Source organism: Allosphingosinicella sp. (assembly GCF_059502505.1).
This window is the reverse complement of sequence record NZ_JCACEU010000016.1, coordinates 229252-251437: the sequence shown is the minus strand read 5'-3', so window position 1 is coordinate 251437 and position 22186 is coordinate 229252. Positions and strand designations below refer to the sequence as shown.

Below are 22186 nucleotides of genomic sequence, written 5' to 3'. Positions count from 1 at the left end.
TTACCGCGCTCCGCTAATCGTCTGGTCGGTTACGCGCCGACGACGAAGAGCAGGATCATCGCGACGACGAACGCCAGCAGGCCGAGAAGCTCGGCGGCGGCGAAGCCGATGAAGAGACGGCCCTGCTGGCTGTCGGCCGCGGCCGGGTTGCGCAGCGCGCTCTCGAGGAACGAGCCAAACACGTTGCCCACGCCCAGAGCGGCCATGCCGACACCGATGGCGGCCAGACCGGCGCCCAACAACCGTGCTGCTTCTGCGTCCATTTTGAAACTCCTTAAGTAAAGTGTTGTTAGATCAGTGAAGATTGACCGCGTCGTTCAGGTAGAGCGACGTGAGCAAGGCGAAGACATAGGCCTGGATGGCAGCGACCAGCAGCTCGAGCGCGCTGATGCCGATCATCAGGATGAAGCTCGGCAGGCTGACCACCGGCGCGACCCAAGCGGCGTCGGCATTCATGCCGTTGATGACGAAGCCGGCGAGCACCTTGAGCAGGATGTGGCCCGCGGTCATCGCCACGAACAGTCGCAGGGCGAGGCTGAACGGGCGGACCATGAAGGAGACGAACTCGACCGGGATCAGGATCGGCAGCATCCACCAGGGCGCGCCGTGCGGCACGAAGAGCGAGAAGAAGTGGAAGCCGTGCTTGAGGAAGCCGACCGCGAGCACGATGCCGAACGAGACGATCGCCAGCACGCCGGTGATGGTGAGGTGGCTCGTCACCGTGAACGGGTGGATGCCGACCACGCCCAAGGGCAGCAGGCCGAGGATGTTGGCGAACAGGATGAACATGAAGAGCGAGAAGACGTAGGGCACGAATTTGCGGCCTTCCGGGCCGATATTCGTCACCATCATATTCTCGACGAAGCCGGTGACGCCCTCGACCGCGGCCTGCCAGCGGCCGGGGACGAGCTGGCGCCGCATGCCGCCCATCATGAACGCCCAGAGCGCGCCGAGCGTGATCAGCATCCAGAGCGCCGAGTTGGTGAACGCGATCTGCTGCCCGCCCAGGGTGAAGAGATCGGTGATGCTCTGCACCTCGAACTGGTGCATCGGATCGATTTTGCCGCTTTCGGCCGCCACGCGTCTGATCCCGTTCAAATAACCTAAACGCCCGAATTACTTCGGGCGCTGGTTCGCAAGCTTGATGATGTTCCAGAACCCGCCGACCGCCCCGAGGAGCATCAGCGTGATCAGGAGCAGGGGCGAAGTGCCGAACAGCCGGTCCAGGACCCAGCCGATCAAAGCTCCGCCGGCAAAGCCCCCGATCAGGTAGGAGAGAACGCGGTTGCCGAGCTGCTGATTTTTGTCGGCAGTCTTCCGCGCCCCGCCGGTCCTCATCGCTTCGTCCGCCTGCGCCTGCCTGATCCGCTCGTCGAGGGAATCCAGCCGCGCATCTTCGGGAAGTCTGGGGTCCTGCCCGGGCCCGTTTTCCGCCACATCCGTCTCCCATGTGCAGGCCCGCGTGAAAAAGCAGGGGTCACAAGGGCGTGGGACATGCCGGCGAACGATCCCGCCAAGGCGCGGTCCCTTTAGGAAGGCGGCCAAAGCGAGTCAACATGCTGGTGCACCGCCCAGCCTCCTCGCGAGCATGGCGCGAGCCGTCGTTGCGGACTAGGCTTCAGCCATGAGAATGACGCTCCTCGCCGCCGCCCTGCTGCTTGCCGCCTGCTCCAATCCAGCGGGCGACGAAGCACCGAGCGGCGCGGAGACGGCCAAGGCGAAGGCGCCCGTTCCCTCCCCTTCGCCTTCGCCGGCGGCGGCACCAGCCCGGCTGGTGGAGGAGAGCGGCGATCTCGTCGACTTCACCTACGGCTGGAGCGCCGAAGCGGCGGCGGTGCCGGAGCTCGTCGCCCGCTTCGAGGCGGACATGGCGAAGTGGCGGACGGAGAGCCGCAAGACGGCCGAGGAGGATAGCGACGCCCGCGGGCCGGAGATACCCTTCAACGGCCATTATTTCAGCAAGGTCTGGGCGACGATGGGCAGCACGCCGCGCCTGCTCAGCCTGGCCGCGGAGATCGGCACCTTCACCGGCGGCGCCCACGGCAATTCGGCTTACGAGGCGTTGTTGTGGGACCCCGAGGCGCGGCGGGAGATCGAGGCCGGGGCGCTGTTTACCGAACCGGCCGCAGCGTGGCGGCTGTTGCAGCCGGTCTATTGCGCCGAGCTGGACCGGCAGCGGGCGGAGAAGCGCGAGGAGACGCTGCCGCTGAAGGGCGTAGGCTGGATGGTCGAGTGCCGTCCGATCGCTGAGCAGGTCGTGGTGCCGGTGGACGAGGACAGGGACGGAAAATTCGAGCGGCTGCGGGTGCTGCTGGAGCCCTATAATGCCGGGCCCTATGCCGAGGGGAGTTACGAGGTCGACGTGCCGGTGACGGCGGCGCTGAAGGCGCTGGTGAAGAGGGAATATCGGGAAAGCTTCTAGTTCGTCATCCCGGCGACGGCCGGATCCAAGACCGGAAAAGGCGCTGGTGTGAACTCGCTGAGATCCCGGCCTACGCCGGGATGACGCGGTCGGGTCAGCTGCCGCAATAGCCTGGACGCTGGACGGGGGCGCCGGCGTCGCGCTGGCGCCAGACGCCGTCGGAGAGGCGGTAATATTGGCCGGCCTGGACCTTGCTGGCGAACAGTTCGCAGGCAGTGGTGGCGGCGACTTCCTCGATCTTGGCGCCACGCTTTGCGGCGATCTCGGTGTAATAGGCGCGGCGCTTTATGTTGATGGCGTCCACCTTCGAGCGGATGTCGGAGTCGACCGAACCAACCACGCCGAGATAGCCGTCCGCCTGCTCGCCGACCTTGCCCGTGGCGCGGAGCGAGGCGGACGCATCCTGCAGCATGAAGGCATAGCCCGTGCCTGCGGCGAGCGCGGCGACCGCGATACCGGTGGCGACAAAGAGCGTGAGACGGCGCGACATAGCTCAGAAAACCCCTGGATTCTTCTCGATCAGTTCTCGCACATCCTGCTGAAGACGCACAACAACCTCTTGCCTGATATTGATGTTGAGGTTGATCTCGATCGGCTTGTCGGGCGCGGCCACCTGGACGCATCCGCCGAGCGAGACGGCCAGCAAAGCCGCGGCGGCGCTAAGGCCCACTCTCGTCAATATCGCATCTCTCATCGCACATTCTCGCTTTCTTCATCCTGAACGGTGACTTCGGTGGGGAGGTCCTGCAGCTGCTCGGGCAGGACCGGCTGGATGAGCAGGGTCGGATCCTCGAACGAGCGCGCCGTGGCGATCAGGGCGCGGAAGGGTCCGCGGATGTTGATGTTGAACTCGAACGGGATCTTGGCGATCTGGCCGAGTACGTAGCCGGCGATGCCGCCCTGCGGGGCGGTGTTGGTGGCGATGCCGTCCAGCTCGATCCGGGCCAGGAACTCGCCGGCAAGCGCGCCGTCGAGGTCGATTGTGAGCTTCGAATAGCGCAAGGACTTCAGCGCGTCGAAGGCCAGCTTGCCATAAGCTCCAAGCTCCTTGTCGGTCAGCTCGCCGATATAGGAGAGAGTGCCGCCCTCCGGCCGTGCGACCAGCCGGCCGCCGACGATGCGACCGCCCGTCTGGTCGAACTCCATCGGCACGACGCCGTCGAACGTGCCGGTCGCCGCGATGTTCGAGAATTCCATCTGCTGGATGAAGGCGGCCGCCTCGAGGCCGGTGACGGTGAAGACGAGGCGCTTGGTCGACTCCTGGCTGAAGTCGAGGATGGTCTCGCCGAGGGTCAGATCGCCGCCCGCAAACGGCCAGCGCCCCTCCTCCACCCGTACGTGGAGATCAGGCAGGAGCTGATAGCGGACGCGGCCGTCGAACACGTCGATGCCGGCCTGGATGAGGTCGATCTCGGCGAGCTGCCCCGGCGCGCTGACGAGGCCGAGCAGGTCGGTGAATTCGATCGTCGTGGTGAGACCGGTGACGGGACCGAAGGGCGCCGCCAGATCCATGTCCGCAGTCGAGAAGGTGCCGGTGCTGCGCGTGCCTTCAGGACCCCAGCTGATCCGGCCCTTGCCGGTGAGTGTGCCGTCGACGAGCGCAATCACGCCCGTGGTGAGCGGCGTCAGTTGCTCGGGCTGGTAGTCCGCGCCGAAGCGGATGCCCGGCACGTCCAGATCGGCATGTCCGCGACCGGTCTGGAGCGCGTGGGTGATGGTGGCGCGGGTGACCTGCGTGCCGGTCTCCGGATCGTTCAACCACCCCGTTCCGTCGATCACATTGTCGCGCAGCGTCAGGCGGAAATCGTTGGTGACGAGCGGATGGAAGCGGTCCGGCTCCTGCTCGTCCGCGACCGTCATGCCGCCGGTAATGAGGAGATCGCCGCCCTGCACACTCCAGTCGCCGGCCATGCCGCTCAGCAGCAGCGGCACGTTGGCGAGCTTGCCGCTGCCGCCCTCGAACCGGCCGACGACGCCCCGCGCATTGAAGCGGCCGGAAAGCGAGCCGAGATCGAGACGGTTGGGATTGTCGCCGCTGCCGAGGCGGAGCTCGACGCCGCTGCTGGTGAAGCCGGATTGAGCGAGGTCGAAGCGCACCTGATCGGCGGCGAAGCCGATCGGCGTCTGGCCAAGCCGGCCGGCGAGCCGCGGCGCGCGGATGCTCGCCGCCGCCTGCAGCGCTCCTCCGGGATTACGCCAGACAAGCGCCCGGCCGGTCGGGCAGAGCGGCAGCCGGGTCGGCCCGAGCGTGAGCCCGGCGGCGCGGAGCGAGCGGAAGGAGACGTTGGTGCAGCTCTCGCCGAATGCGAAGCTGCCGCCGGCAAGAGTGCCGCGGATCGGCACCATCAGCCCTTCGACCCGGCCGTCGTTGAACGGGCCGCTGAGCAAGGCCGTCGTCTCGATGCTGGTGCGGCCGTTCGCGCCGGCGACGAAGCGGATCGGCGAGAGCACCAGCCTGGAGCTTCCCGCCGCCATCGGCGCGATCCCGCCGACGCCGCTCAGCTCGCTCGATCCGCGCGGCTGGCTGAGGTTAAAGCGCATGTCGGGGAAGCCGCCGCCCGACAGCGCGAAATCGGCATCGAGGCGGAAGGTGTCGGACGGCCAGTAATAGGTGAACCCGTCCTCGCCCCGCAGCGTCAGACGCGCGCCGCTGCGGCTGGCGAGGTTGAGCCGCTCCACGCGCACGGCCTGGTACTTGCCGCCCTTCACGAAGCGCAGCGAGGCGTCGGCGTCGAGCGCCCGGCCGGCGCGCCGCACCGCCGCCGCGAGCGCATCGCCGATCGGATCGAGCGGGGTGCCGTCGGCGGAAGCGAGCATCTTCGAGATGCCGCCCAGATCGGCAGCGCTGCCGGCATCCACGCCGGCCGCCGATACATCGGCGAGCAGCGAGACGTTTCCCGACTTGGGTGAGAAGACATAGCGCCCGTCGATGCGGCTGGGGCCGGCACGGTAGCCGGCCGCTGCGACGGCCGCCGCCGCCAAGTCGGCATTGCCGCGGGTCTGGCCCGCGTCGCCGTCGAACGAGACGCGGCCCGCGACATTGGAGAAGCTGTTGCCGCCGGTGCTGAGCCTGGCCGCGCGGACGCCGCTGTCGCCGCGCCAGCCATCGAGGCCCGAGTCGAGCGTCGCCCGCAGCGCGAATTGGGGCTGGAGCAGACTGAGGCCGTTGCATTCGATCCGGCCGGCGCGGAGGGGGCCTCTAAAGCTCGGCTCTTCATCCTTGGTCGTGACGGCGAACACCGCGCGGGGTCCGTCGATCATGCAGTCGCCGGGGGTGAGACGCCGCGACACGGCCGCGACGCGTCCTTCGAAGCTGTAGGCGAGATTGCCCCTGCCCTCGATCGACAGGCCGACCTGACCCTCGGGCGTGTCGAGGCGCATCTGCGCGTCGGCGATGTCGACGCGTTGGTTGGGCAGGCGGAACGGCGCGTCGGTCGGCGGAGGCAGCAACTTGTCGAGTTCGCCCAGGCGGAGCTTGCCGTTGACCACCCTGCCCTTCAGCCGCACCCCGCGCACGGTGATCAGCCGCACGCGCGGGCTCGGCCAGCTCAAGGCGACGTCGAGCTCGACCCGCTGGGCGGTGAGGTCGGGATTGGCGGGATCCCCCAGCACCAAATTCTCGATACGCTGAGTGCGAAGGCCGATGCGCGTCACGCGATAGGTCGCGCGCACGCCTCTTTCCTCGAACTCTCGCTCAAGCAGGTCGGTGGCGATGCGAATGCGCGACAGCCAGACGACGACGATCAGCAAGGCGATAAGGAGAACGATTCCCCAGATGACGAGCGCCCAGCGCGGCCGTCTGAGCGGCATCAGCATGCGATGCCGGCGCCGGCGGCGGGGTTCTTCCGCAATATCCTGGGGCTGGTCCATCCTAGCCTGGAAAGGACGCCGAAACAGCAGCAGAAATCGTGCTGGAGAACATCAAGCCACAACCACCATCAAGCAAGAAGCGTTCCGCCTCCGTCATGGATTTGGGACGCTCCGCCGCCTCGAAGCCTAAGGGCAGCTTGAAGCTGAATCCAGCCTGACGGCGCTCAACTGCCGATGGACGACGCGCCCGATCCAGGACCGAGCGGACGCAGGATCAGATCGCCGCGAGCGAACGCCGCCGACGGGCCAGACGCACACTGGCGCCGACCGCGCCAAAACCCGCGATCAGCATCGCCCAGGTGTCCGGCTCCGGTACAGCTCCGGCGGCGAGCGGGACGTCGACGAGTCCGCCGGCCGCGACATCGAACGCAAGGCCGGAATCCTGCAAAGGGACCTCTGCGTCGAAAGTGGCCGTGCCACTCGAATCAAGCAGCACGTCCCTAAGCAGGCCGGTGCCGTCATCCGGCGCGTCCGCCGTGACTTCGAAAATCGACGCCGCAGAGGCGGCAAAGCTGCTCTCGAAATCGCCGATCATCTCGGCCGCGCTAGCCGGCACAGCCGGTAACAGGCATGCAGCCGCAAACGCCGCAACTTTCAGCCTCATCATCAACTCCCCCAAAGCTCCACCCGGCGCGGCCGGGGAACTCGTGTCCATGAGCTACGCCAAAGATTAACTATTTGGCAACTGTGAAATTTCAGCGGCAGCATGGCGGCGTTCTCTTCCGGAACAGCTCGCATTCTCTCGTTCGCTCCTCGGCGCCTTTGCAATGCTCGGGAGGGCCGCTAGCGTCCCCTTATGGCGGATCAACCGATCGACGGCACCGGCCACCGGGCAAGACTCCGCCAGCGGCTGTTCGAAGGCGGCCCGGACGCGCTGCTCGAGCACGAACTGGTCGAATATCTGCTCGCCCTCGCCCTCCCCCGCCGCGACACCAAGACCCTCGCCAAGAAACTCATCCGCGAGTTTGGCGGGTTCGGGCCGCTGCTGGCTGCCGATGCTGAGGCGATTGTGAAGGCCGGCGATGTCACCGAAGGCGCGGCGGCTGCGCTCAAGATCGCCCAAGCATCAGCGCTGAGGTTGCTCGAAAAAGGTATCGAGAACCGCCCTGCGCTCAGCAGCTGGCAGGCGCTGATCGACTATCTGCATGCGGCAATGGCGCACAGCCCGATCGAGCAGGTGCGCGTTCTCTTCCTCAACTCGAAGAATATCCTCATCCACAACGAGCTGATGTGGGAGGGTTCGGTCGATCAGGCGGCTGTGTATGTCCGCGACATCATCCGCCGCGCGCTCGAATTCAACGCGACGGCGATCATCATCGTCCACAACCATCCGAGCGGCGATCCTAGTCCGAGCCAGCAGGACATCCGCCTGACCCGCGATCTCGTGGAAGCCGGCCGGCACCTGAACATTGTCGTGCACGATCACGTCATCGTCGGCGCGCGCGGCCATTCCAGCCTGAAGGCGCTGGGCCTCATCTGAAAAAAGGGCGGCCGGAGCCGCCCTTTCGTTTCAGCGTCCGACAGGCCTTACCTGCGGCGGCGCTCGTAGGTCTGGACGCAATTGTCCGTCACGGTCGCCGAGCAAGCCGGGTAGCTCTGGCTGCCGCCCGACTCGCCGCCCGGCTCGACCAGCGGACCGCCGACGGCGGTGCCGGCGCTTCCGTTCCAGCCGGCCGGCACGAACGCCGGATCGGACATCACGGCGATGCCGCGAGCGTCCTGCTCCGGACTGCTGTTACCGGGCTGGACGGCTTCGCCGCCGGAACCGCTGTTCCAGTTGGCAGCTGTCGTCTGGCCGGCGGAGCCGCTGGCTCCCATGGTTCCGGAGGTCGAGCCGGTGCCGCTCATGGTGCCGGTTGTACCCATCGTGCCCTGGGTCGCGCCGGTCGCGCCCGTCATCCCCTGCGTGGCGCCGGTGCCGCTTACGGTGCCCGTAGTGCCCATCGACCCGGCGGCGCTGCCGGTGGTCGTGCCCATCGTGCCCGTGGTAGTGCCAGTCGTATTTCCGCTCGTATGGCCCATTGCGCTGTGGTCGGCGGTGTCGTCGGCATCGTCCGGCGTGCCGGTGCTGTTCTGACTGTTGACGGTGTTGCCGCCGACCGCGCCGGTATCGTCATTTGGTCCTGTCGATGTGTCGGGAGCGTTCTGGTTCGACTGGGTGGTGGTCCCGGCTGTCGTGCCGCTGGTGGTGGAAGTGCTCTGCGCGAGCACCGGAGCGGTCAGCGCGATCGCACTGACGAGCAATAGAGGCTTCAACATTCTTGGTCTCCTGGTCATCCGGAATTTCTATGTGAAATCAACGCTTCACTTAAGCTCCCTCAGGTCCCACGAGCTCAGGCGTTCAACGACTCCGCAAACCGCGCGTTCCGGTCTCTGGTCGGATTGAAGGCTCTTGTGGCCTTTGCTAGCGGCACGCCTCCAAACACAGATCAGGAACAGTCATGATCGCTCGCTACTCGCGGCCCCGGATGAGCGCCATCTGGGCGCCCGAGACCCGCTTCCGCATCTGGTTCGAGATCGAGGCGCATGCGCTCGACGCGATGGCGGAGCTGGGCATCGTGCCGAAGGAAGCGGCGGCGGCGGTGTGGGAGCGCGGCGCTTTCGAGGTCGAGCGGATCGACGCGATCGAGGCGGAGGTCCGCCATGACGTCATCGCCTTCCTCACCAATGTCGCCGAACATGTCGGACACGAGGCGCGCTTCCTGCACCAGGGCATGACCAGTTCGGACGTGCTCGACACCTGCCTCGCGGTGCAGCTCGCCCGCGCTACCGACATCCTGATCGAGGATCTGGGCGAGCTGCTCGCCGTGCTGAAGCGCCGCGCTTATGAGCACAAGCTGACGCCGACCATCGGCCGCAGCCACGGCATCCATGCCGAGCCGGTCACCTTCGGTCTCAAGCTGGCGCAGGCCTATGCCGAGTTCGCCCGTTGCCGGACGCGGCTGGTGGCGGCGCGGGCGGAGATTGCGACCTGCGCCATCTCGGGCGCCGTCGGCACCTTCGCCAATGTCGACCCGCGCGTCGAAGCGCATGTCGCCGAGAAGATGGGTCTCACCATTGAGCCGGTCTCGACTCAGGTCATTCCCCGCGATCGCCATGCGATGTATTTCGCGACGCTGGGCGTGATCGCCTCCTCGGTCGATCGGCTCGCCACCGAGATCCGCCACCTCCAGCGCACCGAGGTGCTGGAGGCGGAGGAATATTTCGCGCCGGGCCAGAAAGGCAGCTCGGCCATGCCGCACAAGCGCAATCCCGTGCTGACCGAGAACCTCACCGGCCTCGCTCGCATGGTGCGAGGATATGTGACGCCGGCGCTGGAGAATGTCGCTCTCTGGCACGAGCGCGACATCAGCCACTCGTCGGTGGAGCGCTACATCGGCCCCGATGCAACGGTGACGCTCGACTTCGCCCTCGCGCGCCTCACCGGCGTCATGGACAAGCTGCTCGTCTACCCCGAGCGGATGCAGAAGAATCTCGATCGAATGGGCGGCCTCGTCCACTCGCAGCGCGTGCTGCTGGCGCTGACGCAGGCTGGCGCAAGCCGAGAGGATGCCTATCGCCTCGTCCAGCGCAACGCGATGCAGGTATGGGAGAGCGACGGCGCCCTGTCGCTGCTGGAGCTGCTGAAGGCGGACCCCGAAGTTTCCGCGCTGCTGCCGCCGGAGAAGCTCGAGGAGAGCTTCGACCTCGGCTATCATCTGAAGCACGTCGACACGATCTTTCAGCGGGTGTTCGCCGAATGACGGCGCCGATCGCCGCTGCGGGAGCGGCGGCCAGCAGCAGCCCAGCCGCGGCCGATCCCGGCATCCGCAGGATCGGTGCCCTGGTCCTCGCGCTGATCACGCTGGGGCTGATCGCGCTGGTTGTGGCGGGCGGCTTCGGCGTCCGAACGCTCGCCCAGGGCGAGGACCGGACCGAGCTCGTCCAACATACGCGGGACGTGGAGGTGGCGATCGCGAGGGTCGGCACCCAGGCGGAGCGAAGCGAGGCGGCGCGGCGAGCCTATTTGCTCCAGCAGGATGAGCGCTTTCGTACGACCTGGAGCGAAACGGCCGCGGAGCTGACGCGCACGGTCACGCAGCTGGAGCGGCTCGTCGACGACAACGCAGCCCAGCTTGCCCGCGCCCGCGAACTTCGCCGGCTGGTCGTCGAGCTGCAGGCGCTCGAGAGCGGATCCATCGCCGCAGCTGCGCGAGGCGCTGTCGACGAGGCGCAAGCCGACTTCCGCGCGGACCGAAGCGCCGACCTGCTGCGCGAAATCCGACGGCGGCGACAGCTCATGTCGGTGGAGGAAGCGAGACTGCTGGAGGCGCGTAATCGCGACCGCGCGGAGGCCCTCACAAATTTCTATGCAATCCTCGGGCTGTGCAGCGCGCTGGTGCTCGCCATAATCGGCGCCTGCATCTTCGTGATCCGGCGCTACACGGGCGAGCTCGCCATCTCGCGTGACGCGCTCCAGCGCCTCAACGCGGACCTCGAAGGCGCCGTGCGTGAGCGGACCTCCGAGCTGCATCGCGCGAATGAGGAGATCCAGCGCTTCGCCTACATTGTCTCCCACGATCTGCGCTCGCCGCTGGTGAACGTAATGGGCTTCACCTCCGAGCTGGAAAGCGCGCGCCAGCCGCTCGCCAAGCTCGTCGCCTCTGTGGAAGAGAAGGCGCCGGAACTGGTCACCCGCGAGGCGAAGCTGGCGGTCGACGAGGACCTTCCGGAAGCGGTCCGCTTCATCCGCACCTCGACCCAGAAGATGGACCGGCTGATCAACGCGATCCTCAAGCTGTCCCGTGAAGGGCGGCGGACGCTGGCGCCCGAGCAGCTGCCGATGACGCAGCTCGTCCAGAGCATGGCGGACGCGCTCAAGCACCGCACCGAAGAAGCGGGAGTCGAGATCATCGTCGAGCCGCTGCCTGACATCGCGTCGGACCGTGTCGCGATCGAGCAGATCTTCTCCAACCTTGTCGAAAATGCCGTCAAATATCTGAAGCAGGACCGACCGGGGCGCATCCGCGTCTCCGGGCGGCAAGAAGCCGCAGGGCGCATTGTTTACGAGATCGAGGACAACGGCCGCGGCATCGATCCACGCGACCACCAGCGCATCTTCGACCTGTTCCGCCGCTCGGGACCGCAGGACCAGCCGGGGGAAGGCATCGGCCTTGCTCACGTCCGTTCGCTCGTCTGGCGGTTGGGCGGGACGATCGAGGTCGATTCAAGCCTTGACGCAGGCGCAACCTTCCGGCTTTCGCTGCCCATTGCTATCACGGGGGAGGAAGACAATTAAATGACAGATAGCCAAGCAGTTACGATCGTCATGATCGAAGATGACGAGGGTCATGCCCGGCTCATCGAGAAGAATCTCCGCCGCGCGGGCATCCACAACGAGGTCCGCCATTTCCTCGACGGCACCAGCGCGCTCGAATATCTATTCAATGCACCCGACGGGCCGGCGTTGAACGGTCCCGCCATGATCCTGCTCGACCTCAACCTGCCGGACATGAGCGGCATCGATATCCTCGCCCGCATCAAGGATGAGGGGCCGCTGCACCGCACGCCCGTGATCGTGCTCACCACCACCGACGACAAGCGCGAGATCGAGCGTTGCTACGATCTCGGCTGCAACGTCTACATCACCAAGCCGGTTAATTACGAGAATTTCGCCGACGCCATCCGACAGCTCGGCCTGTTCCTCTCGGTGATCCAGGTGCCGGAGATCGAGGCTTGAGCAAAGCTCGCCCCCATATTCTCTATATAGATGACGACGAGGGGCTGCGGCGCCTCGCGACGCGCGCGCTTCAGCGCCGGGGCTTCGACGTGGACTCCGCGGCGGGCGGCGCCGAGGGCGTCGCTCGCGCCGCGGCGGAGCGGTTCGACCTCATCACCGTCGACCATTACATGCCCATCCAGAACGGGCTCGAGACACTTCATCAGTTGATGGCGCTGCCCGAGCCGCCGCCGGTCGTCTACGTGACCGGCTCCGAGGACAGCCAGGTCGCCGTTGCCGCACTCAAGGCCGGTGCCATCGACTATGTCGTGAAGACCAGCAGCGACGACTTCTTCGACCTGCTGGCGGAATCGCTCCGTCACGCCATGACGACGGTTGAGCTTCGGCGCGCGAAGGAGCAGGCCGAGCAGGAGCTGCGCACCGGAAACCAGCGCCTCGCCGCGCTGCTGCACGAGGTCAATCACCGGGTCTCCAACAGCCTTCAGCTCGTCTCCGCCTTCGTCCACATGCAGACGAACGCGCTTACCGACTCGGCCGCCAAGGCTGCGCTGAAGGATACCGAGAGCCGCATCCAGGCGATCGCGCAGGTGCATCGCCGGCTCTACACATCCGACGACGTCCAGTCGGTCGAGATGTCGGAATATCTGGAGGCATTGCTCGGCGAACTCGAGGAGACCTGGTCGACGCCCCTCTCGCCGCGGACGCTGAAGCTCTCTTCCGAGCGGCTGCGCCTCAAGACGGACCGCGCGGTGCCGGTCGGCGTCATCGTCAGCGAACTCGTCAGCAATGCCTGCAAATATGCCTATCCGCCTTCTGAGTCCGGTGAGATCCGGATCGAGCTCACCTGCGAAGGCTCGGACCGTTTCAGCCTGATCATCGAAGATGACGGCTGCGGATTGCCGGAGGACGGCCGGCCGAAGGGCACCGGCGTCGGCACCCGCCTCGTGAAGGCAATGGCGAAAAGTCTTGATGCCGAGCTCGTTTACGACACCGACTATAAGGGCGTTCGCGCCATGGTGCGGGCCAAGTGCTGATCTTGCCTGACGAGGCCCAGCACCTCGTGACACGCGGCTGCGCCAGCCTCCCCTGCAGAAAGGCGCGATCGCTCAGCAAATGAACGCCCGCGCCTTTCTCAGGAACTCCACTGCCGAGGCGCATGAACGCGTCGATAGCGCCTTCTCCCGCTTCGACCTGTCGAATGCCGCCGGCTACGGCCGCTTTCTTAGCGCGCAGGCCACGGCCTTCCTGCCCGTGGAGGAGGCCCTCGACAGTGCCGGAGCGGCCACCCTTATTCCCCACTGGCCGCAGCGCCGCCGCGCCGACCTGCTTCGAGCCGATCTCGCCGCGCTTTCCGTCACGCTGCCGGAACCTTTTTGCCCCGTCCTCTTTATCCAGAGCAAAGCGTCGATGCTCGGCGCAGCATATGTAATGGAGGGCTCCCGCCTGGGCGGCGCGCTGCTGAAGCGCAGCGTCCCTGCGGGCCTGCCCTCGCTATTTCTGGATGGCCGCCAGAGTGCCGGAAGCTGGCGAAACTTCCTGAAATTGCTCGATCAGTTCCTCGTCCGGCCCAACGACCTGGAGGCTGCCGCAGAGGCGGCCAGCCAGGTTTTCGCGCGCTTCGAAGTTGCGGCGAAGCGCGAGCTGGAGGTTGAGGTCGAGTGAGCCAAGCTTATCCTGATGTCGATCTGACCAATTGCGACCGGGAGCCTATTCATCAGCTCGGCGCGATCCAGCCGATCGGCTTCCTGATCGCCCTCTCGTCGGACTGGATGATCGCGCGCGTCTCCGCCAATATCGCCGACTTCTTCGGCAAGGCTCCCGACGAGCTGATCGGCCGCCCCTTGACCGAGCTGATGCCACCTGCCGCGATCCACGGCCTTCGCAACCGAATGGCGATGCTGCGCGGCCGGGACTCCATCGAGCGCATCTTCGGTTGCAAGCTTATCGAAGGCCGGGAGCCGTTTGACGTCGCGCTGCACATGTCGGGCCGGCAGATCATCGTCGAAGCCGAGCCAGGCACCGAGCACGATCATGGCGACGTCACCGGCACCGTGCGGTCGATGATCAGCAGGCTCGACCAGGCGGAAGGCGTGGGCGCCTTCTGCAACGAAGGCGCGCGCCAGGTGCGTGCGCTTACCGGCTTCGACCGCGTGATGGTCTACCGCTTCGCCGCCGACGGATCGGGCGAAGTGGTGGCCGAGTCGGTGAAGCCCGGCATCGGCTCCTTCCTCGGGCTTCATTATCCGCCCACCGACATCCCCGCCCAGGCGCGCGAGCTCTACAAGAGGAGCCTGCTGAGGATCATCACCGACGTCGATGCCGAACCCGTGCCGATCGTGCCGCAGCTCGACGAGCATCGCCAGCCGCTCGATCTGTCGCTGGCGATGCTCCGCTCCGTCTCGCGCATCCACATCGAATATCTCAAGAACATGGGCGTGCACGCGTCAATGTCGGTGTCGATCATCGTCGAGGGGCGGCTGTGGGGCCTGTTCGCCTGCCACCATTACAGCCCGCGCTGCCCAACCTTCGAGCGCCGTTCGGTGTCGGAGCTGTTCTCGCAGATGTTCTCGATGCGGCTGGAGAGCCGCGAGCGGAAGGAAACCGTCGAGTTCGAGCGCCGCGCCCGCGACATCTCGGACCAGCTGCTCGGTGCCGTCGCCTCGGACGAGACGCTGCTCAAGGATCCGGACTGGCTGAGCGACATCCTGACACGAACGATCGCTGCGGACGGCGTCGGCGTCTGGATCAACGGCGCCTACGCTTTCTCCGGCACCACGCCGAACACGCAGCAGTTCCAGCGCATTATCAAGGCGCTGAACGGGACCGCGGCCGGCAAGGTCTATGCGACCGACTGCATTGCCACCATCGTCCCCGGAGCGTCGGAGTTCGCTTCCACTTCTGCCGGCATGCTCGCCATTCCGATCTCCCGTGCGCCGCGCGATTACGTAGTGCTGTTCCGCTCTGAGATGGTGCGCTCGGTCCGCTGGGGCGGCGATCCGCACAAACCCGTGGAATATGGCCCGAACGGCCCCCGCCTCACGCCGCGCGAGAGCTTCGAGGAGTGGAAGGAACTGGTCGAAGGCCGCTCCCGCCCCTTCACCAATTCCGAGATGCGCGTCGCCGAGACCCTGCGTGCCACGCTGATCGAGGTCGTGCTGCGCCTCTCGGACGAGGCCAGCGCCGAGCGGCAGCTGGCGACCGAGCGGCAGGAGCTGCTCATCGCCGAGCTCAACCACCGCGTCCGCAACATATTGGGCGTGATCCGCGGCCTGATCCGCCAGTCCAAGCCGAGCGGCGGCAATGTCGAGGATTTCGTCGCACTGGTCGACGGACGGATCCACGCCCTCGCCCGTGCCCACAACCAACTCACCCAGGACCATTGGGGACCGGCTCCGCTGCGCGCGCTGATCGAGGCTGAGGCCGCCGCTTTCCTCGCCGGGCAGGTCGACCGGGTCAGCGTCGAAGGGCCGCCCATCCTGCTCAACCCGCAGGCCTATTCGACCATGGCGCTGGTGATGCACGAGCTCGTCACCAATTCGGCCAAATATGGCAGCCTGTCCGACAGCGGCAAGGTGAAGATCGGCTGGAAGCTGGACGACCGCGGCGACCTCATCTTCCGCTGGCAGGAGAGCGGTGGCCCCCCGGTCCAGGCACCGACGCGCAAGGGCTTCGGCACCACCATCATCGATCGCTCGATCCCCTACGACCTCGGCGGCCAGGCGCGTATCGAATATAAGCTGCATGGCGTCGAGGCGACGTTCTGCATTCCTGCCAAGCATGTTTCCGAGCCGGAGGACTATAGCGGCCCCGCGATCCGCTTCGCCCGCAGCGAGCCCGGCGGGCAGTCGATCGCGCCCGAGCAGATCATCGACGGCCGCACCGTGCTCCTAGTCGAGGACAGCCTGATCATCGCTCTCGACGCGGAAGATATATTGAAGCGGCTCGGCGCGCTTCACGTGGCCACTGCCGGCACGGTCGAGCAGGCCCTGCAGGCGATCGACAGTTCGATGCCGTCGCTCGCGATGCTCGACATCAATTTGGGCGACCACACCAGCTTCGCGATCGCCGACCGCCTGCGCGAGCTCGGCATCCCATTCCTGTTCGCCACCGGCTATGGCGAGCAGGCCCAGCTTCCGGACGACCACAAGGCGCGCACCGTCGTCCAGAAGCCCTACACGTTGGAAAACGTCGCCCGCGCTCTCCCGGAGTTGATCGAGGAAGTCGCTTAGCCGAGGTGCCCCCGGGCGCTCTCACTTACCGCAAGAAGACGGGTTTGCCTCGCTTCGCTCGCGGGAAGCCGCTAGAGGTCGATCGTCTTGACCGAGCACATCCACCAGAGCCGCTGGAGTGAGCAGCAGCGCGTCGCGGCGCTTGCCCGCTACAATATCCTCGATACGCCTCATGAAGCCGCCTACGACAATGTCGTCCAGGTCGTCTGCGATCAGCTGGGCGTGCCGATCGCCGCGGTCAATCTGATCGCCGAGCACCGTCAGTGGTTCAAGGCAGAGATCGGCCTTGGCGTCCGTGAGATGGACCTCGACAACTCCATCTGCGCCCGTGCCATCCTTCAGTCCGACCTCTTCGTGATCCCCGACACCACCAAGGATCCGCGCTTCGACTGCAATCCGCTGGTCACCGGCCCGCCGGGTCTCCGCTTTTATGCAGGCGCGTTGCTCCGGACCGCCGACGGCTTCCCGATCGGCACGGTCTGCGCGCTGGACGTGGAGCCGCGGCCGGAGGGGCTCACCGACGAGCAGGCACGGCTGCTGGTAACCCTCGCCGACCTGGTCATGACCGCGCTGGAACTCAGGCGTGCGGTCAAGGAGCGCTCGAGGGCGCTGGACGCCGAAATTGCCGACCGGCTCCAGGTCGAGGAAGCGCTGCGGCAGAGCCAGAAACTGGAGGCGATCGGCCAGCTTACCGGCGGAGTCGCTCACGATTTCAACAATCTGCTGACCGTCATCCGCGGTTCGATCGACCTGCTGCGCCGGCCGAATCTTCCGGAAGCCAAGAAGCAGCGTTATTTCGACGCCATTGCCGACACCGCCGACCGCGCTGCCTCGCTCACCGCGCAACTGCTGGCTTATGCGCGGCGCCAGCCGCTCCAGCCCGAGGTGTTCGACGCCGCCGAGCAGATCAGGGGCATAACCCAGATGCTGACGACGATGGTCGGCTCCCGCGTCCGCATCGTCGCGAACCTGGATTGCGATCCATGCCCGGTCAAGGCTGATCCCAACCAGTTCGAGACTGCGTTGCTCAACCTGGCGGTCAACGCCCGGGACGCCATGCCCGAGGGCGGCGCGATCACGATCTCGATCGATCATGTGTCGGAAGTGCCCGCCGTTCGCGATCATCCTGCTCGCCGAGGACAGTTCGTCGCCATCTCTATGGGCGACACCGGGACTGGCATCGAAAAGGACAAGCTGCGCCGCATCTTCGAGCCCTTCTTCACGACCAAGGAAGTTGGACAGGGCACCGGGCTCGGCCTTTCGCAGGTCTTCGGGTTCGCAAAGCAGTCGGAAGGTGAGATCGCGGTCGACAGCACGCCTGGCGAGGGCACCCGGTTCACCCTCTATCTGCCGCATGCGCAGGTCGACGAGATGCTGCGCAAGCAAGGCCATGTCGCGCCTCAAGAGGAGGAGCCACAGGAGCGCGGCCGCCTGCTGATCGTGGAAGACAATCGCTCAGTCGGCGAGTTCGCGTTGGAGAGCCTCAGTGAGCTCGGCTACGACGCGACCTTGGTTGGGAACGCGAGTGCGGCTCTGTCCTTGCTCGAGACCGAAGCGAAGGACTTCGACGTTGTGTTCAGCGACGTCGTGATGCCGGGGATGAACGGCGTCGAACTCGGCAAGCAGATCCGTGAACGCTGGCCTAACCTGCGGACCGTCCTGACTAGCGGCTACAGCCACATCCTCGCCACGGAGCAGGACCACGGCTTCGAGCTGATCCAGAAACCATATACGATCGAAAGGGTCGACGAGGCGCTGCGAGTGCCGATCCTGGCCGAGATCGACGGCTGAAGCCGACTAGTGGCGGTGTGACGTCCCGCCATGTTCATGCGACGGCTGCGTCTTCGGCGGCTCCCGAAGGCTGCCGTACACGAACTCCACGAACTGGTCCGGCTTAATGAAGCCCTCCGGCATCCCGTACGCCGCAGCGGGCGCCGAGGCCTTGATCTGCTCCAGCGTCCGGCCCGCCGCGATTCCCGCTGCGACCTTGCCCCGAATGTCGACCAGCATCGCGCGGTAAGTGGTAAGGTCCTGCCGCGTCGCCACCTGGCCATGGCCCGGAATGACTCTGGTCGACCCATTGGACATGGCCAGCCCGCGATCGACCGCAGCGATCAGACCATCAATGGAGCCGCCGGAATCACGGTCGATGAACGGGAAGCTGGTCTTGTTGAAGAAGGTGTCACCCATGTGGAGCACGTTCGCCTTCTGCCAGTGGACCAGCGAATCTCCGTCGGTATGGGCATTGGCGACGTGCACCACGTGCAGTGTGTCGCCGTTGAGATGCAGCGTCACGCCGTCGGAAAAGGTGACGACCGGCAGCGCCGCTTTCGGCGAGGCGGGCACCTTCTGGCCGATGGCGCTCATGTCCTGATCGGTCGACATGCGCGTGCGGACATTGTCATGGGCGAGGATCACGGCGCCGCGCTTGCCGAAATTCTCGTTCCCGCCGGTATGGTCGAAATGCCAGTGGGTGTTGATCACGAACCGCACCGGATCGCGATCCAGCGTCGCGATTGCGGCGGCGATCCTGTCGGTGAGCGGCGCAAACTGGTCATCGACGATGATGTTGCCGTCCTCGCCATAGGACAGGCCGATATTGCCGCCCGCTCCGAACAGCACCGCGACGCCCGGCGCGAGCCGCTCGACCTTGATCTCGACGTTCGAGAAGTCCTGCTGAGCCGCGGCAGGCGCCGCGAACAGAGCAAGAGCGAGAGCGAAGCAGCCTGCGCGCATGAGATTCCCCCTGATTGCGCGCCAGCTATATCGCGAAGGGCTCAGCCGTCCCAGAGGCCTTTCAGCTTGCTGAAGAAGCTCTGCGACGCCGGGCATTCGTCGCCGGTCTCGGTCTTGCGGAACTCCTCGAGCAACTCCTTCTGACGCGAGGAGAGCTTGGTCGGCGTCTCGACCTCGACCTGGATGACCATGTCGCCGTGGCCGCGGCCGTTGAGGACGGTCATGCCGGCGCCGCGGACGCGAAGTTGTTTGCCGGACTGGATGCCGGCGGGGATGCGGATCTCATGTTCCTTGCGGTCGAGGCCGGGCACCTCGATCGTGCCGCCCAATGCCGCGGTGGTGAAGCTCACCGGACAGCGCGCGAACAGGGTGGTGCCGTCGCGCTGGAAGATGGGATGCCGGGCGAGATGGACGAAGATGTAGAGGTCGCCCGGCGGACCGCCGCGGGCGCCGGATTCGCCCTCGCCCGAGAGGCGGATACGGGTGCCTTCGTCGACGCCCGCGGGAATACGGACCTGGAGCGACTTCTGCCGCTCGACGCGGCCCTCGCCGCGGCACTTTTCGCACGGGTCGGCAATGACCTCGCCGGCGCCGCGGCAGCTTGGGCAGGTGCGTTCGACGACGAAGAAGCCCTGGCTCGCCCGGACCTGGCCGCGGCCGTTGCAGGTCGGGCAGGTGCGCGCCGCCGTGCCAGGCTTGGCGCCGCTTCCGCTGCAGGGCTCGCACTGGGCGGTGGTGTCGAGCCTGAGCTCGACTTCCTTGCCGTTGTAGGCGTCCTCGAGCGTGATCTCGAGATCGTAGCGCAGGTCCGAGCCGCGCAGCATGTTGCTGCGCTGCCCGCCCTGGGCACCGTTCATGAACTCGCCGAAGATATTCTCGAAGATGTCCGAGAACGACCCGAAATCCTGCGCCCCGCCATTGCCGCCGAAGCCGCCGTTGCGGAAGGCGGCGTGACCGAAGCGGTCATAGGCGGCGCGCTTCTGCGGGTCCTTCAGGCAGTCATAGGCTTCGCTGATCGCCTTGAACTTGGCTTCCGAATCCTTGCAGCCCGGATTCTTGTCCGGGTGGCATTGCATGGCGAGCCGGCGATAGGACGATTTGATCGTCTTCTCGTCGGCCGTCCGCTCGACCTCGAGGAGGGAGTAATAATCGGTGTCAAGCATACTCGCCCCACACGCCCACAGCCGTCCGGCCCGAGCCCGTCGAGGTGCCCCTCTTCCCTAAGGAGGAGAAGGGCAGTCCTTCGACAAGCTCAGGACGAGCGGAGGGGAGCATGACTTAGCCCTTGGCTTCGTCGTCGACCTCGGAGAATTCGGCGTCGACGACCTCTTCGCCGCCGCCGGCCTCGCTGCCCTGCGCCGCACCTTCATCGGTGCCGCCGGCGGCCGTGGCCTGCTCCTTCTCGTAGATCGCCTGGCCGAGCTTCATCGCGACCTGGGCAAGCGCCTGCGCCTTGCTGCTCATCGCGTCGGCATCGCCGCTGTCGATGGCAGTGCGGGTCTCGGCAATCGCCGCCTCGATCTCGGACTTGAGGCCCGCGTCCACCTTGTCGCCATGCTCCTGGAGCTGGCGCTCGGTGGTGTGGACGAGGCTCTCGGCATTGTTCTTCGCCTCGGCCGCAGCGCGGCGCTTCTTGTCCTCTTCGGCGAACTGCTCGGCGTCGCGGACCATCTTGTCGATGTCGGCGTCGCTGAGCCCGCCCGAGGCCTGGATGCGGATCTGCTGCTCCTTGCCGGTGCCCTTGTCGCGGGCGTGGACGTTGACGATGCCGTTGGCGTCGATGTCGAACGTCACCTCGATCTGCGGCACGCCGCGCGGCGCCGGCGGGATGCCGATCAGGTCGAACTGGCCGAGCATCTTGTTGTCCGCGGCCATCTCGCGCTCGCCCTGGAAGACGCGGATCGTCACCGCATTCTGATTGTCCTCGGCGGTCGAGTAGGTCTGCGACTTCTTGGTCGGAATGGTCGTGTTGCGGTCGATCATCCGGGTGAAGACGCCGCCCAGCGTCTCGATGCCGAGCGAGAGCGGGGTGACGTCGAGCAGCAGCACGTCCTTGACGTCGCCCTGCAGCACGCCGGCCTGGATGGCGGCGCCCATGGCGACGACCTCGTCCGGGTTGACGCCGGTGTGCGGCTCCTTGCCGAAGAAGTTCTTCACGGCCTCGCGGACCTTGGGCATGCGGGTCATGCCGCCGACGAGGACGACCTCGTCGATCGCATCGGCCTTGAGACCCGCGTCGGCGAGCGCCTTCTTCATCGGCTCGATGGTGCGCTTGATGAGATCGTCGACGAGACGCTCCAGATCAGCACGGCTGATCGCCTTGACGAGGTGCTTCGGCCCGTTCTGGTCCGCCGTGATGAAGGGCAGGTTGACCTCGGTCGTCGCGGCCGACGAGAGCTCGATCTTCGCCTTCTCGGCGGCTTCCTTCAGCCGCTGCAGGGCGAGCCGATCCTTGGTAAGGTCGATGCCCTCATCCTTCTTGAAGCCCTCGGCCAGATACTCGACCAGCTTGGCGTCGAAATCCTCGCCGCCGAGGAAGGTGTCGCCGTTGGTCGACTTCACCTCGAACACCCCGTCGCCGATCTCCAGGATCGAGACGTCGAACGTGCCGCCGCCGAGATCGTAAACCGCGATCGTCTTGCCGTCCTGCTTCTCGAGGCCATAGGCAAGCGCCGCCGCGGTCGGCTCGTTGATGATGCGCAGCACCTCGAGGCCCGCGATCTGGCCGGCGTCCTTGGTCGCCTGGCGCTGGGCGTCGTTGAAGTAAGCGGGGACCGTGATCACCGCCTGGGTGACGGTCTCGCCGAGATAGGCCTCGGCGGTTTCCTTCATCTTCTGGAGCGTGAAGGCGGAGATCTGCGAGGGCGAATAGTCCTTGCCGCCGGCCTGCACCCAGGCATCGCCGTTGCCGCCGCGGACAATGTGATAGGGCACCAGCTCGGTGTCCTTCTTGGTGATCGGGTCGTCGAAGCGGCGGCCGATCAGGCGCTTCACTGCGAACACCGTGTTGTCCGGATTGGTCACTGCCTGGCGCTTGGCCGGCTGGCCGACCAGCCGCTCGCCGTCCTTGGCGAAGGCGACGATCGACGGCGTCGTGCGCGCGCCTTCCGCATTCTCAACGACCTTCGGCTTGCCGCCTTCCATCACGGCGACGCAGCTATTCGTCGTGCCGAGGTCGATACCGATAACTTTGGCCATGTTTGTCCTCTC

19 protein-coding genes and 1 pseudogene are annotated in these 22186 nt (G+C 66.1%); 9 read left to right on the top strand and 11 right to left on the bottom strand.

What is annotated here, in order from left to right:
• Positions 1 to 29: 29 nt before the first annotated feature.
• From AC5JBD_RS09435 to AC5JBD_RS09425, 3 genes are read right to left on the bottom strand one after another with little or no spacing between them, the layout of a single operon-like run.
• Complete coding sequence (locus tag AC5JBD_RS09435) at positions 30 to 263, bottom strand: F0F1 ATP synthase subunit C (RefSeq protein ID WP_495721541.1); 234 nt, start codon at positions 261 to 263, stop codon at positions 30 to 32.
• A 31-nt stretch (positions 264 to 294) separates the two neighbouring features.
• Positions 295 to 1080 carry a F0F1 ATP synthase subunit A gene (locus AC5JBD_RS09430; RefSeq protein WP_495721540.1) on the bottom strand — a complete coding sequence of 262 codons (786 nt, stop codon included), beginning with the start codon at positions 1078 to 1080 and terminating at the stop codon, positions 295 to 297.
• A gap of 36 nt (positions 1081 to 1116) precedes the next feature.
• Positions 1117 to 1437, bottom strand: a complete 321-nt coding sequence (locus AC5JBD_RS09425; RefSeq protein ID WP_495721539.1) for an AtpZ/AtpI family protein — start codon at positions 1435 to 1437, stop codon at positions 1117 to 1119.
• 187 nt (positions 1438 to 1624) lie between these two features.
• Between AC5JBD_RS09425 and AC5JBD_RS09420 the strand changes: the two genes are divergently transcribed.
• Complete coding sequence (locus AC5JBD_RS09420; RefSeq protein ID WP_495721538.1) at positions 1625 to 2422, top strand: PdaC/SigV domain-containing protein; 798 nt, start codon at positions 1625 to 1627, stop codon at positions 2420 to 2422.
• Between the two features lie 94 nt (positions 2423 to 2516).
• Here the strand turns inward: AC5JBD_RS09420 and AC5JBD_RS09415 are convergent, their stop codons facing one another.
• The 4 genes and pseudogenes from AC5JBD_RS09415 to AC5JBD_RS09400 form a co-directional block, all read right to left on the bottom strand.
• Positions 2517 to 2912 carry a YdbL family probable chaperone protein gene (locus tag AC5JBD_RS09415; RefSeq protein ID WP_495721537.1) on the bottom strand — a complete coding sequence of 132 codons (396 nt, stop codon included), beginning with the start codon at positions 2910 to 2912 and terminating at the stop codon, positions 2517 to 2519.
• Between the two features lie 3 nt (positions 2913 to 2915).
• Positions 2916 to 3116: a YnbE family lipoprotein gene (locus tag AC5JBD_RS09410; RefSeq protein ID WP_495721536.1), complete on the bottom strand. Its 201-nt coding sequence runs from the start codon at positions 3114 to 3116 to the stop codon at positions 2916 to 2918.
• The gene (locus tag AC5JBD_RS09405; protein WP_495721535.1) at positions 3113 to 6238 is read right to left on the bottom strand and encodes an intermembrane phospholipid transport protein YdbH family protein; all 3126 of its coding nucleotides are present in this window, start codon (positions 6236 to 6238) and stop codon (positions 3113 to 3115) included. Before AC5JBD_RS09405 ends, AC5JBD_RS09410 begins: the two co-directional genes overlap by 4 nt.
• 268 nt (positions 6239 to 6506) lie before the next feature.
• Positions 6507 to 6620, bottom strand: a pseudogene (locus tag AC5JBD_RS09400) (PEPxxWA-CTERM sorting domain-containing protein); the annotation flags it as partial.
• A gap of 468 nt (positions 6621 to 7088) precedes the next feature.
• Here AC5JBD_RS09400 and radC point away from each other — a divergent pair.
• Positions 7089 to 7772 (top strand): RadC family protein, encoded by a 684-nt coding sequence (radC, locus tag AC5JBD_RS09395; RefSeq protein ID WP_495721534.1) that lies wholly within the window; start codon positions 7089 to 7091, stop codon positions 7770 to 7772.
• Between the two features lie 47 nt (positions 7773 to 7819).
• On the opposite strand, the gene AC5JBD_RS09390 is transcribed toward radC, so the two are convergent.
• Entirely contained in the window at positions 7820 to 8551 is a 732-nt protein-coding gene (locus tag AC5JBD_RS09390; protein ID WP_495721533.1) for a hypothetical protein, read from the bottom strand.
• Between the two features lie 182 nt (positions 8552 to 8733).
• On the opposite strand from AC5JBD_RS09390, the gene purB reads away from it, so the two are divergent.
• The 7 genes from purB (at position 8734) to AC5JBD_RS09355 (ending at position 18031) form a co-directional block, all read left to right on the top strand.
• Positions 8734 to 10035 (top strand): adenylosuccinate lyase, encoded by a 1302-nt coding sequence (gene purB, locus AC5JBD_RS09385; RefSeq protein ID WP_495721532.1) that lies wholly within the window; start codon positions 8734 to 8736, stop codon positions 10033 to 10035.
• Positions 10032 to 11570 (top strand): sensor histidine kinase, encoded by a 1539-nt coding sequence (locus AC5JBD_RS09380; RefSeq protein WP_495721531.1) that lies wholly within the window; start codon positions 10032 to 10034, stop codon positions 11568 to 11570. Before purB ends, AC5JBD_RS09380 begins: the two co-directional genes overlap by 4 nt.
• Complete coding sequence (locus tag AC5JBD_RS09375) at positions 11571 to 12011, top strand: response regulator (RefSeq protein ID WP_495721530.1); 441 nt, start codon at positions 11571 to 11573, stop codon at positions 12009 to 12011.
• Positions 12008 to 13045 carry a sensor histidine kinase gene (locus AC5JBD_RS09370; RefSeq protein WP_495721529.1) on the top strand — a complete coding sequence of 346 codons (1038 nt, stop codon included), beginning with the start codon at positions 12008 to 12010 and terminating at the stop codon, positions 13043 to 13045. The genes AC5JBD_RS09375 and AC5JBD_RS09370 overlap by 4 nt, the downstream gene beginning before the upstream one ends.
• 79 nt (positions 13046 to 13124) lie before the next feature.
• Complete coding sequence (locus AC5JBD_RS09365) at positions 13125 to 13673, top strand: biliverdin-producing heme oxygenase (protein WP_495721528.1); 549 nt, start codon at positions 13125 to 13127, stop codon at positions 13671 to 13673.
• A complete protein-coding gene (locus AC5JBD_RS09360; protein WP_495721527.1) occupies positions 13670 to 16240 on the top strand; it encodes an HWE histidine kinase domain-containing protein in 2571 nt (856 codons plus the stop codon). Before AC5JBD_RS09365 ends, AC5JBD_RS09360 begins: the two co-directional genes overlap by 4 nt.
• An 87-nt stretch (positions 16241 to 16327) precedes the next feature.
• Complete coding sequence (locus tag AC5JBD_RS09355; RefSeq protein WP_495721526.1) at positions 16328 to 18031, top strand: ATP-binding protein; 1704 nt, start codon at positions 16328 to 16330, stop codon at positions 18029 to 18031.
• Between the two features lie 6 nt (positions 18032 to 18037).
• On the opposite strand, the gene AC5JBD_RS09350 is transcribed toward AC5JBD_RS09355, so the two are convergent.
• The 3 genes from AC5JBD_RS09350 to dnaK form a co-directional block, all read right to left on the bottom strand.
• Positions 18038 to 18976: an MBL fold metallo-hydrolase gene (locus AC5JBD_RS09350; RefSeq protein ID WP_495721525.1), complete on the bottom strand. Its 939-nt coding sequence runs from the start codon at positions 18974 to 18976 to the stop codon at positions 18038 to 18040.
• A gap of 41 nt (positions 18977 to 19017) precedes the next feature.
• Positions 19018 to 20139 carry a molecular chaperone DnaJ gene (gene dnaJ, locus AC5JBD_RS09345; RefSeq protein ID WP_495721524.1) on the bottom strand — a complete coding sequence of 374 codons (1122 nt, stop codon included), beginning with the start codon at positions 20137 to 20139 and terminating at the stop codon, positions 19018 to 19020.
• Between the two features lie 115 nt (positions 20140 to 20254).
• Entirely contained in the window at positions 20255 to 22174 is a 1920-nt protein-coding gene (gene dnaK, locus AC5JBD_RS09340) for a molecular chaperone DnaK (RefSeq protein WP_495721523.1), read from the bottom strand.
• Positions 22175 to 22186 lie beyond the last annotated feature (12 nt).